This window comes from Ruminococcus sp. AM43-6 (assembly GCF_003461785.1).
GTDB lineage: Bacteria > Bacillota > Clostridia > Oscillospirales > Ruminococcaceae > Hominimerdicola > Hominimerdicola aceti.
Map to the genome: position 1 here is coordinate 65,587 of NZ_QTXU01000012.1, position 17,492 is coordinate 83,078.

Annotated in this window: 16 protein-coding genes; 4 read left to right on the forward strand and 12 right to left on the reverse strand. The window is 43.4% G+C overall.

Going from position 1 to position 17,492, the window contains the following annotated elements:
- The first annotated feature begins 219 nt into the window (after positions 1-219).
- Entirely contained in the window at positions 220-3,369 is a 3,150-nt protein-coding gene (gene ileS / locus DW938_RS08195; RefSeq protein WP_118124461.1) for an isoleucine--tRNA ligase, read from the forward strand.
- Between the two features lie 139 nt (positions 3,370-3,508).
- On the opposite strand, the gene DW938_RS08200 is transcribed toward ileS, so the two are convergent.
- Both DW938_RS08200 and DW938_RS08205 read right to left on the reverse strand, forming a co-directional pair.
- Positions 3,509-6,136: a valine--tRNA ligase gene (locus DW938_RS08200; RefSeq protein ID WP_118053647.1), complete on the reverse strand. Its 2,628-nt coding sequence runs from the start codon at positions 6,134-6,136 to the stop codon at positions 3,509-3,511.
- Between the two features lie 363 nt (positions 6,137-6,499).
- A complete protein-coding gene (locus tag DW938_RS08205) occupies positions 6,500-7,699 on the reverse strand; it encodes a 6-phosphofructokinase (protein WP_118124462.1) in 1,200 nt (399 codons plus the stop codon).
- A 344-nt stretch (positions 7,700-8,043) separates the two neighbouring features.
- On the opposite strand from DW938_RS08205, the gene DW938_RS08210 reads away from it, so the two are divergent.
- Positions 8,044-8,598, forward strand: a complete 555-nt coding sequence (locus DW938_RS08210) for an SH3 domain-containing protein (RefSeq protein ID WP_118124463.1) — start codon at positions 8,044-8,046, stop codon at positions 8,596-8,598.
- 177 nt (positions 8,599-8,775) lie between these two features.
- On the opposite strand, the gene DW938_RS08215 is transcribed toward DW938_RS08210, so the two are convergent.
- The 5 genes from DW938_RS08215 to nth form a co-directional block, all read right to left on the reverse strand.
- The gene (locus tag DW938_RS08215; protein WP_118124464.1) at positions 8,776-9,183 is read right to left on the reverse strand and encodes a DUF6465 family protein; all 408 of its coding nucleotides are present in this window, start codon (positions 9,181-9,183) and stop codon (positions 8,776-8,778) included.
- A gap of 32 nt (positions 9,184-9,215) precedes the next feature.
- Positions 9,216-9,491 carry an HU family DNA-binding protein gene (locus DW938_RS08220; RefSeq protein WP_022286828.1) on the reverse strand — a complete coding sequence of 92 codons (276 nt, stop codon included), beginning with the start codon at positions 9,489-9,491 and terminating at the stop codon, positions 9,216-9,218.
- Positions 9,492-9,841: 350 nt separating this feature from the next.
- Positions 9,842-10,045 carry a hypothetical protein gene (locus DW938_RS08225; RefSeq protein WP_038670658.1) on the reverse strand — a complete coding sequence of 68 codons (204 nt, stop codon included), beginning with the start codon at positions 10,043-10,045 and terminating at the stop codon, positions 9,842-9,844.
- 11 nt (positions 10,046-10,056) lie between these two features.
- Positions 10,057-10,593 carry a DUF5662 family protein gene (locus DW938_RS08230; protein WP_118124465.1) on the reverse strand — a complete coding sequence of 179 codons (537 nt, stop codon included), beginning with the start codon at positions 10,591-10,593 and terminating at the stop codon, positions 10,057-10,059.
- Between the two features lie 66 nt (positions 10,594-10,659).
- On the reverse strand, positions 10,660-11,286 hold the full coding sequence (gene nth, locus DW938_RS08235) for an endonuclease III (protein WP_117876321.1): 627 nt from the start codon (positions 11,284-11,286) through the stop codon (positions 10,660-10,662).
- A 410-nt stretch (positions 11,287-11,696) separates the two neighbouring features.
- Here nth and gdhA point away from each other — a divergent pair, with 410 nt between their 5' ends.
- On the forward strand, positions 11,697-13,049 hold the full coding sequence (gdhA, locus tag DW938_RS08240) for an NADP-specific glutamate dehydrogenase (protein WP_117876322.1): 1,353 nt from the start codon (positions 11,697-11,699) through the stop codon (positions 13,047-13,049).
- A gap of 96 nt (positions 13,050-13,145) precedes the next feature.
- On the opposite strand, the gene DW938_RS08245 is transcribed toward gdhA, so the two are convergent.
- On the reverse strand, positions 13,146-14,135 hold the full coding sequence (locus DW938_RS08245; protein WP_118124466.1) for a 2-hydroxyacid dehydrogenase: 990 nt from the start codon (positions 14,133-14,135) through the stop codon (positions 13,146-13,148).
- A 209-nt stretch (positions 14,136-14,344) separates the two neighbouring features.
- On the opposite strand from DW938_RS08245, the gene DW938_RS08250 reads away from it, so the two are divergent.
- Entirely contained in the window at positions 14,345-15,754 is a 1,410-nt protein-coding gene (locus tag DW938_RS08250; protein ID WP_181984394.1) for a helix-turn-helix transcriptional regulator, read from the forward strand.
- Positions 15,755-15,790: 36 nt separating this feature from the next.
- Here DW938_RS08250 and DW938_RS08255 read toward each other — a convergent pair whose 3' ends face one another.
- The 4 genes from DW938_RS08255 to DW938_RS14980 all read right to left on the reverse strand — a co-directional run.
- Positions 15,791-16,456: a sigma-70 family RNA polymerase sigma factor gene (locus DW938_RS08255; RefSeq protein WP_118124468.1), complete on the reverse strand. Its 666-nt coding sequence runs from the start codon at positions 16,454-16,456 to the stop codon at positions 15,791-15,793.
- Position 16,457: 1 nt separating this feature from the next.
- Complete coding sequence (gene spoIIAB, locus DW938_RS08260; protein ID WP_117863155.1) at positions 16,458-16,874, reverse strand: anti-sigma F factor; 417 nt, start codon at positions 16,872-16,874, stop codon at positions 16,458-16,460.
- 4 nt (positions 16,875-16,878) lie between these two features.
- The gene (locus tag DW938_RS08265; RefSeq protein ID WP_117876325.1) at positions 16,879-17,295 is read right to left on the reverse strand and encodes an anti-sigma factor antagonist; all 417 of its coding nucleotides are present in this window, start codon (positions 17,293-17,295) and stop codon (positions 16,879-16,881) included.
- Positions 17,296-17,310: 15 nt separating this feature from the next.
- Positions 17,311-17,492 (reverse strand): hypothetical protein (locus DW938_RS14980; protein ID WP_207660695.1); only part of this gene is annotated, 182 nt, incomplete at its 5' end.

Sequence of the window (17,492 nt, forward strand, 5' to 3'; positions counted from 1 at the left end):
TGAATATCACTTCCGAGTTGCAGGCTGAAAATCAGTATGATAAGTAAGCTTCGCCGCTTTTCCTGCGTTAAAGGGAACGCATATGTCAGTATGCTGAAAAGGTGGTTTGCGAATGGCTTTACGGCTTTCGTCCTGTTTCAGGGCGGAAGCCTTTTTTATTGCATTTTATCTTTATGCGTAACTGATCGTTTATTACAAAATCAGAAAGGATTGATCTTCGTGTACAAAAAGGTTGACACCAATCTGAACTTCGTTCAGAGAGAAAAAGAAGTGGAAAAGTTCTGGGACGATAACAATATCTTTGAAAAAAGTATTGACAGCCGTAAAAAGGGCGAGTCCTATGTTTTCTATGACGGACCTCCAACGGCTAACGGCAAGCCGCATATCGGTCACGTTCTCACTCGTGCTATCAAGGATATGATACCAAGATACCGTGCTATGAAAGGCTATCAGGTACCTCGTAAGGCTGGCTGGGACACACATGGTCTGCCTGTTGAGCTTGAAGTAGAGAAAATGCTGGGGCTTGACGGCAAGGAGCAGATCGAGGAATACGGTCTTGAGCCGTTCATCAAGAAGTGTAAAGAGTCTGTATGGAAATACAAGGGTATGTGGGAGGACTTCTCAGGCACTGTTGGCTTCTGGGCTGACATGGAACACCCTTATGTTACCTATGACAACAACTTTATAGAGTCTGAATGGTGGGCTTTGAAACAGATATACGAAAAGGGCTTGCTTTACAAGGGCTTCAAGATAGTTCCTTACTGTCCACGCTGCGGCACACCGCTTTCTTCTCACGAAGTTGCTCAGGGCTACAAGACAGTTAAAGAGCGTTCTGCTATCGTTCGTTTTAAGCTTGTTGGCAAGGACGAATACTTCCTTGCATGGACAACAACTCCTTGGACGCTCCCTTCAAACGTTGCCCTTTGCGTAAACCCAGATGAAACTTACTGCAAGGTAGAAGCCGCTGACGGCTACACTTATATTCTTGCCGAAGCGCTTCTTGACACTGTCCTCGGCAAGCTTGCAACTGAGGACAAGCCTGCATACAAGGTGCTTGAAACTTACAAGGGCAAGGATCTTGAATATATTGAATACGAGCCGCTTTATGAGTGCGCAGGCGAAAGCGCAAAGAAGCAGGGCAAAAAGGGTCACTTTGTTACCTGTGACAGCTATGTAACTATGTCAGACGGTACAGGTATCGTTCATATTGCGCCTGCTTTCGGTGAGGACGACTCTAAGGTCGGAAAGAAGTATGATCTGCCTTTCGTTCAGTTCGTTGACGGCAAGGGCGACATGACTGCTGAAACTCCATATGCCGGAATGTTCGTAAAGGACGCTGACCCTGAGGTACTCAAAGACCTTGACAAGTCAGGCAAGCTTTTTGCCGCTCCTAAGTTCGAGCATGATTATCCGCACTGCTGGAGATGCGGCTCACCTCTTATCTACTATGCAAGAGATACATGGTTCATCAAGATGACTGACGTTAAGGACAGACTTATCGCTAATAATGACACTATCAACTGGATCCCTGAGAGCATTGGTAAGGGACGTTTCGGTGACTGGCTGAAAAACGTTCAGGATTGGGGCATTTCAAGAAACAGATATTGGGGTACTCCGCTGAACATTTGGGAATGTGAGTGCGGTCACAGACATTCTATCGGCTCTATCGAAGAGCTGAAGTCAATGTCAGACAACTGCCCTGATGATATCGAGCTTCACAGACCATACATCGACGCTGTAACTATCAAATGCCCTGAGTGTGGAAAACAGATGCACCGTGTATCAGAGGTAATAGACTGCTGGTTCGACTCAGGCTCAATGCCTTTTGCACAGCACCACTATCCATTTGAGAACAAGGAGCTTTTCGAGTCACAGTTCCCTGCTGACTTCATTTCAGAAGCTGTTGACCAGACAAGAGGTTGGTTCTATTCACTCCTTGCTATCTCAACGCTTATATTTGACAAGGCTCCATACAAGAACGTTATCGTGCTTGGACTTGTTCAGGACGAGAACGGTCAGAAGATGTCAAAGTCAAAGGGCAACGCTGTTGACCCATTCGAGGCACTGGCTAAATACGGCGCAGACGCTATCAGGTGGTATTTCTACACAAACTCTGCTCCATGGCTGCCTAATAAGTTCCATGACAAGGGCGTAACAGAGGGTCAGAGAAAGTTCATGGGTACGCTTTGGAACACATATGCGTTCTATGTGCTTTATGCTGAGATAGACCAGTTCGACCCTACAAAGCATGAGATAGAATATGACAAGCTCTCTGTAATGGACAAGTGGCTGCTTTCAAAGATGAACTCTATGATAAAGGCTGCTGACGATAACCTTAACAACTACAGGATACCTGAGGCTGCAAAGGCTATGCAGGAGTTTGTTGATGATCTTTCCAACTGGTATGTAAGAAGAGGCAGAGAGAGATACTGGGCACAGGGAATGTCACAGGACAAGATAAACGCTTACATGACTCTTTACACTGCTATCGTTACGCTCTGCAAGTGTGCAGCACCTATGGTACCGTTCATCACTGAGGAGATCTATCAGAATCTTGTTAGAAGCGTTGACAAGGACGCTCCTGAGAGTATCCACCTTTGCGATTATCCTGTTTGCGACGAGAACATGATAGACGAAAAGCTTGAATCTGACATGGAAGAAGTTCTGGAGATAGTTGTTCTGGGACGTTCTGCAAGAAACGGCGCAAGCCTTAAAAACCGTCAGCCTTTGAGCGTGATGTACGTTGCAGCAGACCACCCACTTGACAGCTACTATATCGACATCATCAGAGATGAGCTTAACCTCAAGGACGTTCAGTTCTCAAATGATGTATCTGCATATATTGATTATAAGTTCAAGCCACAGCTCAAGACCCTTGGTCCAAAGTACGGCAAGCAGCTTGGTGAGATAAGAACACAGCTTTCACAGCTTGACGGACACAAGGCTATGGGCGAACTGAATGAAACAGGCAGTCTGAAACTCACGCTTTCAAGCGGTGAGATAGCACTTGACAAGGATGATGTTCTTATCGAGTCTGAGCAGAAAGAAGGCTTCTACACCCTTTCTGAAAACGGCGTAACTGTAGCTATCAGCACTGTTCTCACTCCTGAGCTTATTGAAGAGGGCTTTGTAAGAGAAGTTATCAGCAAGGTTCAGACAATGAGAAAGGATTCGGGCTTTGAGGTAATGGATCACATCACTGTTTCTGTAAGCGGCAGCGAAAAGGTTATGGCTGTTGTTGACAAGAACAGAGAGGCTATTTCTCATGACGTTCTTGCAGACGATATCGTTCTTGGCGAAAATGTCGGCAACGAAAAGGATTGGGATATCAACGGCGAAAAGGTTTCTATCGGCGTAAAGAAGAACTAATTCTGAGATATAAAAAATCAAGCAGGACAGCTTTCGGGCTGTCCTGCTTTTTTGTTTTGGGTTATAAGCCATGCACAGCTCCCCCTACATAAAACACAAAAAATGGCGAGGTGAAAGACCTCGCCATTGATTTTTTATATTACTTTCTTGCTTCAAGAGCGGAGATAGATTCCATTATCTTTGACATCTTCTCCTCTGCCTTTGCAAGCTTTGCCTTTTCGGCTTCGATAAGCTGTTCAGGGGCTTTTGCAAGGAAGCCCTGATTGCTGAGCTTCTTGCTAAGGAAGTCTATATCCTTCTGTGCATTCTTTCTGTCTTTATCAAGACGTGCAAGCTCCTTGTCAACGTCTATGATATCCGCAAGCGGAATGAAAAATCTTGCACTGTCTGTAACAGCGGCGGCGCAATCCTTTTCCTCGCACTTATCTGTAATGATGACCTCAGACGCAGAAGCAAGTCTTTCAAAGAACATTACGCCCTGTGAGAATACTTCTGGCTGTGCAGTTTCAATATAAAGCTTTGCCTTTACAGACGGCGGAACGTTCATTTCACCACGGCAGTTTCTTATGCTCTTTATGCCTGCGATTATCTTCTCGAATGTTGCTTCTTCATCGGCAAATTCAAGCTTTTCGTCATATACAGGGTAATCCTGAACCATGATAGCTGTGCCGTCATTTACGAGAGCCTGCCAGATCTCCTCGGTGATATAAGGCATGAATGGGTGGAGCATTTTAAGCATACCCTTCATTACCCACACGAGAACAGCCTGTGCGGTAGCCTCTGTTTCACCGCCTGCGGCTATTCTTGGCTTTGTAAGCTCGATATACCAATCGCAATAGATATCCCAGATAAAGTCATAAAGCTTTGAAACTGCTACGCCAAGCTCGAACTTATCAAGATTATCATTTACTTCCTTTGCAAGAGTATTGAACTTTGATATTACCCACTTATCCTCAACGTTGAGGTTTTCAGGAAGCTTATCAGCCTTGAAGCCGTCAGGAAGATTCATCATGATAAATCTTGCGGCGTTCCATATCTTATTGGCAAAGTTTCTTGAGGATTTTACCTTATCCTCGATAAATCTCATATCGTTTCCAGGTGCGTTGCCTGTTGCGAGCATAAATCTCAGGGCATCTGCACCGTACTGGTCGATGATAACAAGCGGGTCGATACCGTTGCCGAGAGATTTTGACATCTTTCTGCCCTGTGAATCTCTAACAAGGCCGTGGATAAGAACAGTATCAAAAGGCTTCTGCTTCATGTTCTCCATGCCTGCAACTATCATTCTGGATACCCAGAATGGAATGATATCATAGCCTGTTACGAGAGTGTTTGTTGGATAGAAATACTCAAGCTCCTCTGTCTTGTCAGGCCAGCCGAGAGTTGAGAATGGCCACAGTGCTGATGAGAACCATGTATCGAGAGTATCAGGGTCCTGACGCATTTCCTTGCCGCACTTAGGGCAACAAGCATGGTCTTCCTTTGTTACCACAGTTTCGCCGCAATCATCGCAATAGAAAGCCGGTATCTGATGACCCCACCAAAGCTGACGTGAGATACACCAATCTCTGATATCGTTCATCCAGTTAAGGTAGTTCTTTTCAAATCTTTCAGGAACGAACTTGATAGAGCCGTCCTCAACAGCCTTTATTGCAGGCTTTGCAAGCTCGTCCATTTTAACGAACCACTGGAGTGATACTCTTGGCTCGACAGTTGTTCCGCAGCGGTAGCAAGTACCTACGTTATGCTCGTGGTCTTCAACATAAGCAAGGAAGCCGCCCTTTTCAAGGTCTTCAACTATTTTCTTTCTTGCCTCGTATCTATCCATGCCTGCATACTCAGGATAATCGTCAACTATCTTTGCGTCCTCAGTAAGAACGTTGATAACAGGCAGGTTATGTCTTTTACCAACTTCAAAGTCGTTAGGGTCATGGGCAGGAGTTATCTTTACGACGCCTGTACCGAACTCCATATCAACATAGCTGTCGGCAACAACAGGTATCTCTCTGCCAACAAGCGGCAGTGTGAGTGTCTTGCCTACGATATCCTTATATCTTTCGTCCTTTGGATTTACTGCAACGGCAGTATCGCCGAGAAGTGTTTCAGGACGTGTTGTGGCAAGCTCTACATATCCGCTTCCGTCTGTAAGAGGATATTTCAGATGCCAGAAGTGACCAGCCTGATCTTCATACTCAACCTCTGCGTTTGAGATAGATGTACGGCAATGCGGGCACCAGTTTATTATTCTTTCGCCTCTATAGATAAGTCCCTTATTATAGTAGTTTATGAAAACTTCCTTTACAGCCTTTGAACAGCCCTCGTCCATTGTGAAACGCTCTCTGTCCCAATCGCAGGAAGAGCCGAGCTTTTTAAGCTGCTCAACTATTCTGCCGCCGTATTTCTTTTTCCAATCCCATGCTCTTTCAAGGAAACCGTCCCTGCCGATATCGTCCTTTGTAAGGCCCTCTTTACGCATAGCCTCAACTATCTTTGCTTCTGTTGCGATAGAAGCGTGGTCTGTACCAGGTATCCACTCTGCGGCATATCCGCTCATTCTCTTCCAGCGGATAAGTATATCCTGCAAAGTTTCATCAAGGGCATGACCCATATGGAGCTGTCCTGTGATGTTCGGTGGTGGGATAACTATACAGTATGGCTCTTTCTTGGAATCAGGCTCAGCGTGGAAAAATCCGCCGTCAAGCCAATATTTGTAGATCTTATCTTCTACCTTATTAGGCTCATAAAGCTTTGAAAGCTCTTTTTTCATTATAAAACAATTCCTTTCGCAAATATTTTTTCTATCACAGTATCGTGGCAAGACCAAGAGGTGTTGCCTTTTTGCCGTCAGACTCGTGTCTTAGGCTGTCTGCGAAACGGAACTGTGAATTTCATTTGAAAGCTGAATTTGAGATCACACATTATATTCTTTCCTTTCCGCATGATATGGCATCACTGCACCTATTATAATATTATCTCACTTTTGCACCGAATTGTCAAGGGCTGATGACGGTATGGAACGAAAAAAGCAGAACAGCTTGAAACTGCTCTGCTGAGAATGTTGAAAAAGGCTTAAACAAGCGGGACATCGAGGGCGCCGTCCCCTACAACTTGCATAAAAACGAATTTACGCTTACAGCTTGAAATGAACGGGCATACCGTTTTTCATTGCTATTTTTACCTCGCCTTGGATAAGTGGCAGGAAGTATCTTACGGCTTCCGGATTTACGTCATTGCCGTCATCGCTTAACCACTGGGCAGGGAAGAATTTTTCCTTATTTGCAGCATCATGGGCATCAACGCTGTCAACGGTCACAACATAAGGCACGTCGCTGATACGCTTGAATATCATCATTTTACCTGTTTTCCCTGCAAGAGCCGCTCTTACGCCTGCTGAGCCTATTTCCTCGGCTTCGTCTATATCCGTCTTTGAGCAGATATGAGAAGAACATCTCTGCATAACGTTAAGCTCAATAGAACGGACTTTACAGCCGATATTCTCTTTAACGAGCTGTTCAAGGGTCTTTCCTATGCCAGAGAGATACTCGTGACCGAAATTATCCACAACTCTCGGCTTATTTTCCTCGCCCTTAAGCTTTACGCCCTCGGAAACTGCGATGATAACGGCTTTATGCTTTGCCATTTGATTTCTTACGTCCTCCAGGAACTTTTCAGCGGTGAAGTTATTTTCAGGGAGATAGATAAGGTGAGGGGCTATCTCGTCATTTGCTCTGAGTACGCAGGTGGAAGCTGTGAGCCAGCCAGCGTGTCTGCCCATTATCTCAACGATAGTGACGGACTCGATAGAATAAACCGAGCTGTCACGGATTATCTCCTGAACCGTTGCGGCAACATACTTTGCGGCAGAGCCGAAGCCTGGTGTATGGTCTGTTACAGGCAGGTCGTTATCTATAGTCTTTGGTATGCCTATAACTCTTATCTTTGAATTTCTTGCCGCAAGATAATCGGAAAGCTTTGCCACGGTATCCATAGAATCGTTTCCTCCGATATAAAAGAAAGCTTCTATCCTATGCTTTTCAAGGCAGTTCAAGATACGCTCATATGTTTCACCGCCCTCCTCAACATCAGGAAGTTTATAACGGCATGAGCCGAGAACTGTTGACGGTGTCTGTCTTAGAAGCTCCATATCTTCGTTTGTTTTTATAACAAGCTTAAGATCTATGAGCTGGTCGTTTATGATACCCTCGATACCATTGAGCGAGCCGAAAACGGCGTCTATCTGTGGTGTTTTCACAGCCTGTTTGAAAACTCCCACCAATGAAGCGTTGATAGCGCAGGTAGGTCCTCCTGATTGTGCAACGGCAATATTCATTATCATCAATCTCCTTACAGCTTACTGAGAATATTAAAATTCTCATATTTGTTATTATTATAGCATATTATATATACAAATAAAAGGGTTATGAAAATTTATTAACATATTTTTTCCCTTTGTAACAAAACAAGCCTTCAAGAAAACGTTATATCTATCCACTTTGATAATTTTCACATCTATTACATAAAAACGCCTCCCGATTTACACCATATTGTTATAAAGTAAATGTAAATCGTAACCGAATTTTAATTGACAGAACAGTTTATATTTTGTATAATTAAAGATATAGACACGAAATGTGTCGAACTCTAGTCAATGAACCGAAAGGAAGAATATAAATAATGCCTGACAACAGAAACAATAAAGGCTACTATCGTCCTGAACAGGATCGCAGACCGCAGGGTCAGAACAGACCTCAGCAGCAGGAAGGCTCCACTTGGCTCACTCCTACTGTAAAGGGAATAATAGCGATACTGCTGACTGTACTTGTGGTAGCCATAGTAATAATGATATTTGCAAAAACTCTTTTTGTGAACACCAACACCACTCCGAAAAAGACCGGTACGATAACTTCTACGGAATACATTCCGCCAAAGACCACCACCACTTCGGAAAAGCCGCAGGAAACATCTAAAAAGTCCAAAAAGGCCACTGAGCCTGACGAAGATCCATATGACGGTGTTAAAGATGACAACGGTGACGCTGTTGGTGATATCCAGTGCATAAGTGCAGTTTATCTCCACCCACAGCCTACATCGAGCAGTGAAAATCTTCTTACTATCCCATCGGGTGCGACCTGCAAATACTACCGCAACGAAAACGGCTGGTATTATGTTGAATATAATGGCACAAAGGGCTACGCATGGCAGACATTCTTCTCGACACCACCACAGTAATGTGTTTTATGATTTCTTAAATAACGCAGAAAGTGCAGCATGGAAATATGCTGCACTTTCTGTTTATATACGCAAAAAAGCGGAGGTGTTGTCCTCCGCTTGATGTAGCTTATCATATAGATAGAACGTGTTAAATAGTGGGCGAACGCTGTTCGCCCCTACACACAAATGTTACAATTAGAGTTCTACCTTGTAATCCTCTGAGCCTACACCCTTTACAGTGTAGTAAGCAACGCCCTCTTCAGGCTTGATGTATACTGAAACTGTCTTTGGTGTTCTGTGACCCTTTGCCTTGTAGTCAGCCTTTGCAGCAGCCACTACAGCTTCAACATTTACCTCTACGCCTGCGAACTGAACGAATACCTCGTCCTTTATCTCAGCCTCAACTGCTTTCTTTACAGTTTCCTTCTTTGCCTTTGTTGCCTTTGCTGCGGTCTTTACTGCCTTTTCTGCCGTCTTGACAGCTTTCTTTGCTGTTTCCTTTACTGCTGCGCCTGTCTTTTCAGCAGCAGACTTTACCTCAGCCTTGACTTCCTTTACAGCTTCTTCTGCCTTCTTGTCAGCGGCGATCTTCTTTTCAGCCATTGTGAAATCTCTCCTTTAAAAGTGTTACTAATTTACTTATCCACAGCCTCTTTAAGAGCCTTGCCTGCCTTGAATGCAGGAACCTTCTTTGCAGGAACATGGATAGGCTTCTTTGTTGCAGGATTAATAGAATCCTTAGCTGCACGATCTCTTACCTCAAATGCACCAAAACCTACGATAGATACCTTTTCGCCCTTTACAAGTGCCTCTGTGATAGTTTCTGTTACAGCCGCAAGTGCCTGCTCTGCTTCCTTTTTAGAATAGCCGCCCTTTTCTGCTATTGCGGATATCAGATCATTTTTTGTCATTTTGAATCTACCTCCGTTATAATTTTTTACATTGTTTTCATGCTGTTATTATAACGTATTTGACCCCTATTGTCAATTAATTTGCCCGATTTTGCGTGCTTTCTTGCAATCTTTGTAGCTTTACATAAAAAAGAGGCATAGTCGCCGCTTGATTTTTGTACTTATTCACACGTTAGAAATAGTATTTATAATTTAGCCATAATTAACTTTAGATCAACATCATTATTTTTTTATAAACGCCTATTTTTCGCGCTCTGTAAAAATCACCCACAAAATATTCTTACATATATTTCATTTCAAAGTTCATTAAATATTTACATTTTTTTATATATTCTCTCATGCAACATAATTCATTTTTTCAATCCGTATTTTTCATAAAAAGCCTCAACATCGCTGTCGCTTTTCACAAGCTCTGGATACATTATCTCTCGAGTGTTGCGGTTATAAAATCCGATAGTTTTCTCGCCTGTGCAGGTGCTTGACATTATTTTTATCTCCATTCCCCTGCACTCCTCAGGGACGGGCTTGACAGTTTTCTTTTTGAAAATTCCCACGGAAATTCCCCCTAATATTTTTTCAAATGTCTTATATAGGCGAAAGTGTAGTCCTCGCCTTTATCACGAAGCATTGTAAGAAGCTTCTCCAAAAGGTTTGATGTTTCAGGGTGGATGGCTCTTGTCTTTTTGGCTCTTAAAAAGTACGCAAGAGGTGCACCGTCGTCATATTTGTCTTTCATATATATCTTGCTTGCGGCAACTCTGTCGCAGAACATTTCTTTCACATATTTAAGGGGCATTTTCACAGGGGTCATCAACTTAGTCCGCAGGTCATAGTCCGTCCAATATTCAAAGTGATGCTTATTTCTTCCCTTGTGATGCATCCAGCCGTAAGAAAATCCGTATTCTTCACGCTCTGCTTCATGGGGCGAACGTGTGCCTTGATAATATTTACAGCCCTTGAGAAACTCCTCCGGGGAATATTTTGAAAGGTCATGCCTCAGACCCTGCCACAAAATGCCTGCCTTATAGCAGTTTTTTATCACTCCGTGGCGATGTCTTGTAATGGTCTTGAAATGCTCCCATGCCTTTATCAAAACGCTCATCTCCTCTGCATTTCATCTTGTGACCTTATTATACTACTTTTGCTTTATTATTTCAACAGCCTGCGGTCATTTTCTGCTGCCGCAGATATCAAGCAGGGGACACTCGCTACAGCGTTCTCCCCTTGCCTTGCAGTATTCACGTCCGAACAGTACAAGACGGTGACAGAAATCAGAGGATCTCTCAGGGGGAAGAATCTTTCTCAGATCCTCTTCCACCTTTGCAGGCTCTTTATTTTTTGTAAGCCCAAGTCTGCCGCATATCCTTATACAGTGGGTATCAGTTACCACCGCAGGCTTATGAAAAACATCTCCCATAACAAGATTTGCCGTCTTTCTGCCTATGCCTGCAAGGGTAGTGAGCTTTTCTATGGTATCAGGTATCTCGCCGCCAAAGTTATCCATTATCTGTCTGCACATTGTTACGATAGAGCGAGCTTTTGTTTTATACAGACCGCATGGGCGTATTATCTCCTCGATATCAGCAACATCTGCGTTAGCAAAATCCTCAATGGTCTTATATTTTGCAAAAAGCTCTTTCGTGACGATATTCACCCTTGCGTCTGTACACTGCGCAGAAAGTCTGCCTGCTATCATAAGCTCGTGAGGCTTTTTATAGTCAAGGGAGCATATGCCCTCGGGGTAGACCTGCTCCAGCCTTTCCACTATCATTTGTGCACGTTCTTTCTTTGTCATCGGTACTGCTCCTTTGTTTATAAGTGCTTTATTACTTTATATTGTACACTTTTTTGCAGGATTCGTCAACCAAAATTTCATATCAGGGACGATATTTCAGCGGATTTGTGCGTTATATCGGCATAAAAATGCGTTTTGTCATTTTTGCAGGCTGAAACAGCTTTGGTCACAGCGCAATGATTTGTCGACATTTCACGGAAATTTTACACGAATTATGAATTTATAATCGTGATTTTACTTCACATTTCAAAAAAAGGCTATGATTTTTATACAATTTCAATAAAATTATGAAATTTTGCATTTTACTACTTGCAAATTGCAAAATAGTGTGCTATAATAAAAAAGTGATGTGCGGAATGAGTAAAAAAAGCCGTGCACAAATTATAATTTATAAGATGGGAGTTTTAATAATGGCTTTGAACAATGCGTATCTTGAAAGCGTTTATGAGAAGGTTGAGAAGAGAAATCCCGGCGAAAAGGAATTCCTCCAGGCAGTATATGAGGTACTGGAAAGCCTCATTCCTGTTGTAGAAAAGAGACCTGACCTTGTTGAGGCAGGTATAATCGACAGAATAGTTGAGCCGGAAAGACAGATCATTTTCCGTGTTCCTTGGGTAGATGACAACGGCAAGGTACAGGTAAACAGAGGTTTCAGAGTTCAGTTCAACTCTGCTATAGGACCATACAAGGGCGGTATCAGACTTCACCCTTCAGTATGTGCATCAGTAATCAAGTTCCTCGGCTTCGAGCAGATCTTCAAGAACAGCCTTACAGGTCTTCCTATCGGCGGCGGTAAGGGTGGTTCAGACTTCGATCCTAAGGGCAAGTCTGACGGAGAAGTTATGAGATTCTGCCAGAGCTTCATGACAGAGCTTTGCAAGCATATCGGCGCTGACACAGACGTTCCAGCAGGCGATATCGGTACAGGTGCAAGAGAGATCGGCTATATGTTCGGTCAGTACAAGAGAATCAGAAACGAGTTCACAGGCGTTCTTACAGGTAAGGGTCTTTCATACGGCGGATCACTTGCAAGAACAGAGGCTACTGGTTATGGTCTTTGCTACTACACAGCTGAGATGATCAAGTGCATGAAGAATGAAACATTCGCAGGCAAGACAGTTGTTATCTCCGGTTCCGGTAACGTTGCTATCTACGCTACACAGAAGGCTACAGAGCTGGGCGGCAAGGTAGTTGCACTTTCTGACTCTAACGGTTATGTATACGATCCAAACGGCATCAATCTCGATGTTGTTAAGCAGATCAAGGAAGTTGAGAGAGGCAGAATCAAGGAGTATGTAAACAGAGTACAGGGTGCTGAGTATCACGAGGGCTGCAGCGGCATTTGGACTATCAAGTGCGACATCGCTCTCCCATGCGCTACACAGAACGAGATCAACGAAGAGTCAGCTAAGGCTCTCGTAGCTAACGGTGTATTTGCTGTTGCTGAGGGTGCTAATATGCCTTCAACTCCAGAGGCTATCGCTGTATTCCAGAATGCAGGCGTTCTCTTTGGACCAGCAAAGGCTGCTAACGCAGGCGGCGTTGCTACATCAGCTCTTGAGATGTCACAGAACAGCGAGAGACTTTCTTGGACATTCGAGGAAGTTGACGCTAAGCTCAAGAACATCATGACAAACATCTTCCACAACTCATACAATGCAGCTAAGGAGTACGGTCTTGAAGGCAACCTCGTTGCAGGTGCTAACATCGCAGGCTTCCTGAAGGTCGCTGACGCTATGAAGTGGCAGGGTATCGCTTACTAATAAGAGCGTAATATCAAAGCTATATACAAAACGGACGGTTTTTATGCCGTCCGTTTTTTGTTATATTTCAAAGACGCATGGAACGTTCCCACACGTCTATTTGACCTGATTTTCTTTTATTATCCTGCCACGCTCAAAAGCACAAGCATTCTCAAACGTTGTGCGGCTTATGGCGGCTAGGGCTTCTTCGGTGAAAAAGCCCTGATGAGAGGTGACGATAACGTTAGGAAAAGACAGAAGCCTTGCGGTCACGGAGCTTTCTAGGATATCCTCCTGTCGGTTTTCAAAGACGTTCTCTGTTTCTTCCTCATAAACATCAAGACCCACTCCGTGGAATTTTCTGCTTCTGATACCTTTTATAAGGTCTTCGGTATTTACAAGCGCACCTCGGGAGGTATTTACGAAAACAACATTCTCTTTCATAAGGGAGATAGTTTCAGTATTGATAAGATGATAGCTTGCCTCGGTCAGCGGGCAATGGAGCGAGATAAGGTCGCTTTCCCGCAGGACTTCGCTAAGGGGATAATATTTCACAAAATCAAGGTCAGGGTTTTGATAAACGTCATAAGCTATAACACGCATACCAAAGCCGTGGCATATCCTGCACATTGCCGCACCTATCCTGCCTGTGCCTATTATACCAGCGGTCTTGCCATGGAAATCAAGTCCCATAAGACCATTCAGGCTGAAATTGTTCTCTCTTACCTTTATATAGCCCTTGTGTATTCTTCTTGTGACTGCAAGTGCCAGTGCCATGGCGTGTTCTGCCACGGCTTCCGGAGAATACCCAGGCACTCTAAGCACTGTTATGCCGTATTTATCGGCGGCTTTTATATCAACATTATTATAGCCTGCACATCGCATAAGAAGAAGCTTTACACCGTGTTCATGGAGCCGTCTAAGCACTGAGCCTGTTATCGTTGAGCTTACAAAGGCACACACGCCCTCACAGCCCTCGGCAAGCCTTGCTGTGTCTTCCGTCAAGTCGGCTTCAAGGTAAACGTTTTCTATATCGGGATAGTTTTTTCGCTGCTTTTCAAATGAATCTATATCATACTGCTTTGCGTCATAGAATATTATTTTCATGAAAACTCCTCCAAATTTTAAAGTATTTCATTTTACGCTTGTATTTTTTGCAGCTGTTTATAAAAATATACGGTTTTTGCCTTAATAAGATAAAATTATCAAAGGTTGACAATTGTGCGTAAATAGGATATAATATAGGTATCGGTATGTAAAAATATACTTTAAATATACTTTAAATGCCTGTTTTCTACAGAAAGGATATGATGCCAATGTCACAATTTTCGGAACTTCTCAAAGAATACATAAAGAAAAAAGATATTACTATAAAAGCCCTTGCCGAAAAATGTGGTATCGACAGAACATATCTTCATAAGATACTCAAAGGGGAAAGGAAAGTGCCAAGCGTAGATTTTGTAGAAAATATAAGCTTGCAGCTCATGCTTTCCACAGAGGATAAAAGCAGGCTCATGGAGCTTTATAACATTTCTGAGATGGGGGAAGATGTCTACAATCGCCGTAAGCAGGTGTCAAAGATAATACACGATATGGCAAACACCAACATGGAAGATCCTGACGCTCTGACTTTCAAGACAGAAGTTGATATTGACTCTGTGCCTGAGATATCAATCTACACCGACAAACGTGAACTTAGAAAAAACCTGCAGGTGCTTATATGCAGCGATGTTCATAATGGTTCTGACATTCAGGTCATCGCTCAGCCAACAGAGTTTCTTACCAATCTGCTGTCCATTGCCGCAGAAGGCAGCGAGTCTGCCATAAACCATCTGTTCTTCTTTGACAACACCTCAGGTGAAAAAAACACCGCAAAATACAATCTGGATATTTTTCCGTTCATATGTCACCTTGCACAAAAGCATGAAAAATATGAGGCTTTTTATTATTATGAGGGTGCGTCGGCGTATTTCAACTCCACGAACATCATGCCAAACATAATGATAACGAATAATTTTCTGATCAGAACAGACAGTGATTATTGCGAGGGCGTTATATACAGATCTAAGCCTATGGTAGAATTTTATATGCGGCAGTTTGAAAAGTTCAAGACAAAATGTGCAAAGCTTCTCGACCACGCCGTGGATATTTTGGAATATGTTTACTTTTGGTACGATGACAACGCAAATTTCATCGGCGTGGATTTTCAGCCATGCACCATGCTTTGTCTTACAGAGGATATATACAACGCCCATGCACTTTTGCCGGCTGACGCAAAGAAATTTGTAAAAGCAAAGCTCACCATGGGCAAGAAGGCTCTTTCTGAACACAAATTTGTAAATCTGTTCAGTGAAAAGGGTCTTGCAGAGTTTATGACGACGGGAGAGATTTTTGAGCTTCCGAGAAATTCATATACTTTTCCCACTCTTGCAGAACGCAAGATAATGCTACAGATAATGATATCGCTTTGTGAAAACGGCATGGCAGACTACAGGATAATAAAGGACGACTATTTTGCAGTGTCGAAGAATCTTTGTATCAACATTTCTGACAACACAAGTCTTAACATCGTTGCCAGAAACAACTGCTTCTCTGATTTTTCTTATTTGAAGATAAGCGAAACGAGCCTTGTTCAGGCTTTCTGGGATTATTTTCAGCACTTTATAGATTCTGACGCTGTTTGCTCACATGAAGAAACTATCGAGATACTCAGGTCTTATTTGTAAAAAATGGGCGACCAAAAGCCGCCCACTGTAATGATATTATTTAAGCTGTTCACGCATTAAAGCGAGCAGCTTTTTTTCACGTCTTGACACCTGCACCTGTGACATACCAAGTTGTTTTGCCGTTTCCATTTGAGTTTTATTCTGAAAATATCTCAGGTATATAAGCTTTCTATCCTCCGCTTCAAGGGAAGCTATGACCTGACGGAGAGAGAGCCTGTCAGCAATTTCTATGTCAGGAGCATCAACAGGGATATCTATTTGTCCGTGGCGGTCGTCTTCATCTGAGCTTTCAGTAAGACTAACAGGGGGCAGGGCGACATTCATGGCTAGAGTAACGGCTTCTTCGCTTTCTCCTGACAGCTCACAAAGCTCGCTTACTGTAGGTTCTCTTCCCTGCTGTATTGAAAATCGCTCACGCTCTCTTACAAGGCGCATGGAAAGCTCTTTTATGCTCCGTGACACTTTTATCGTGCCACCGTCACGGAAAAGCCTTTTTATCTCCCCTAATATCACTGGCACTGCATAGGTGGAGAATTTCACACCACGGTCGCTGTCAAAGGCTTTCGCAGCTTTTACAAGACCTATACAGCCTGCACCGTAGAGGTCGTCATACTCTATGCCACGGTTGCGGAAGCGATTTGCGCACAGGTGAACAAGCCCCAGATTTTCTTCTGCAAGAGGGGTCTCGACTATGCTGCTCATTTTATACTCTTTCTTTCAAGGTTTTTTCAAGGATAAGGGTAGTTCCTTCTCCAAGCTTGCTGCGCACCTTCACTTTATCCATAAAGCTTTCCATGACCGCAAAGCCAAGGCCTGCTCTTTCCTCCTCAGGTGCAGTGGTGAAAAGCGGCTGCATAGCCTGCTCAATATCAGCGATACCGCAGCCCTTATCCCTTATTTTTATGTAGACGTGTCTGTTCTCGAATATCCTTATTTGCATGAATATCTCCCCTAGGGTGTTTCGGTATCCGTGGACAATGGCGTTTGTGACTCCCTCTGACACTGCGGTCTTGACATCTGCAAGCTCGTCGATCTGAGGGTCAAGCTGAGTAAGGAAACCGCTGACTGCAACTCTAGCAAAGCGCTCATTTTCAGAATAGCTGGGAAAACTGACTTTCATTTCATTAAGGGGTTTTCGTTTCAATTTTATCACTCTCCTTTGTTTTGTCATCGGGGCTTTCATTCTGTTCCTGAGCTGCTTTCTTCTCTTGTATGTACGGGGTCATATCCATAACTATCTTTGTGAGTCTGTGCATACCTGCAAGCTGCAAGACCTTTCGGATATAAGCAGGAGGCGACGCCACTATCACCTCGCCACCCATTTCTGACATTATTTTGTATCTGCCCATAACAAGTCCGATACCTGAGCTATCCATAAAAGTCACCTGAGAATAGTCAAGGATAAGGGTAAGAGGATTATGGCTTCTAATGGCTTTATCTATCTCTCCCCTGAAATATTTTGCTGTATGGTGGTCGATATCGCCGCATATCTCTGCCACAAGAGTTCTGGCTGACGGATAGTTTTTTATCTCCACATTCATGCTTTATCATTCCTTTCATCTTTTCGTTTTATCCGCTGAAAATATATTATCACTTACTGTGGGATTTTTTTGTCGCATTATCGTATGGGTGAAAAAAGGGTAAAAAAAAAAACGGGGCTGTAAAAAAAGTCCCCAAGAAAAAAAGGCTGCGATCTTGCCAAAAAGCAAGACAGCAGTCTTTTTTTGTGGTATAATTA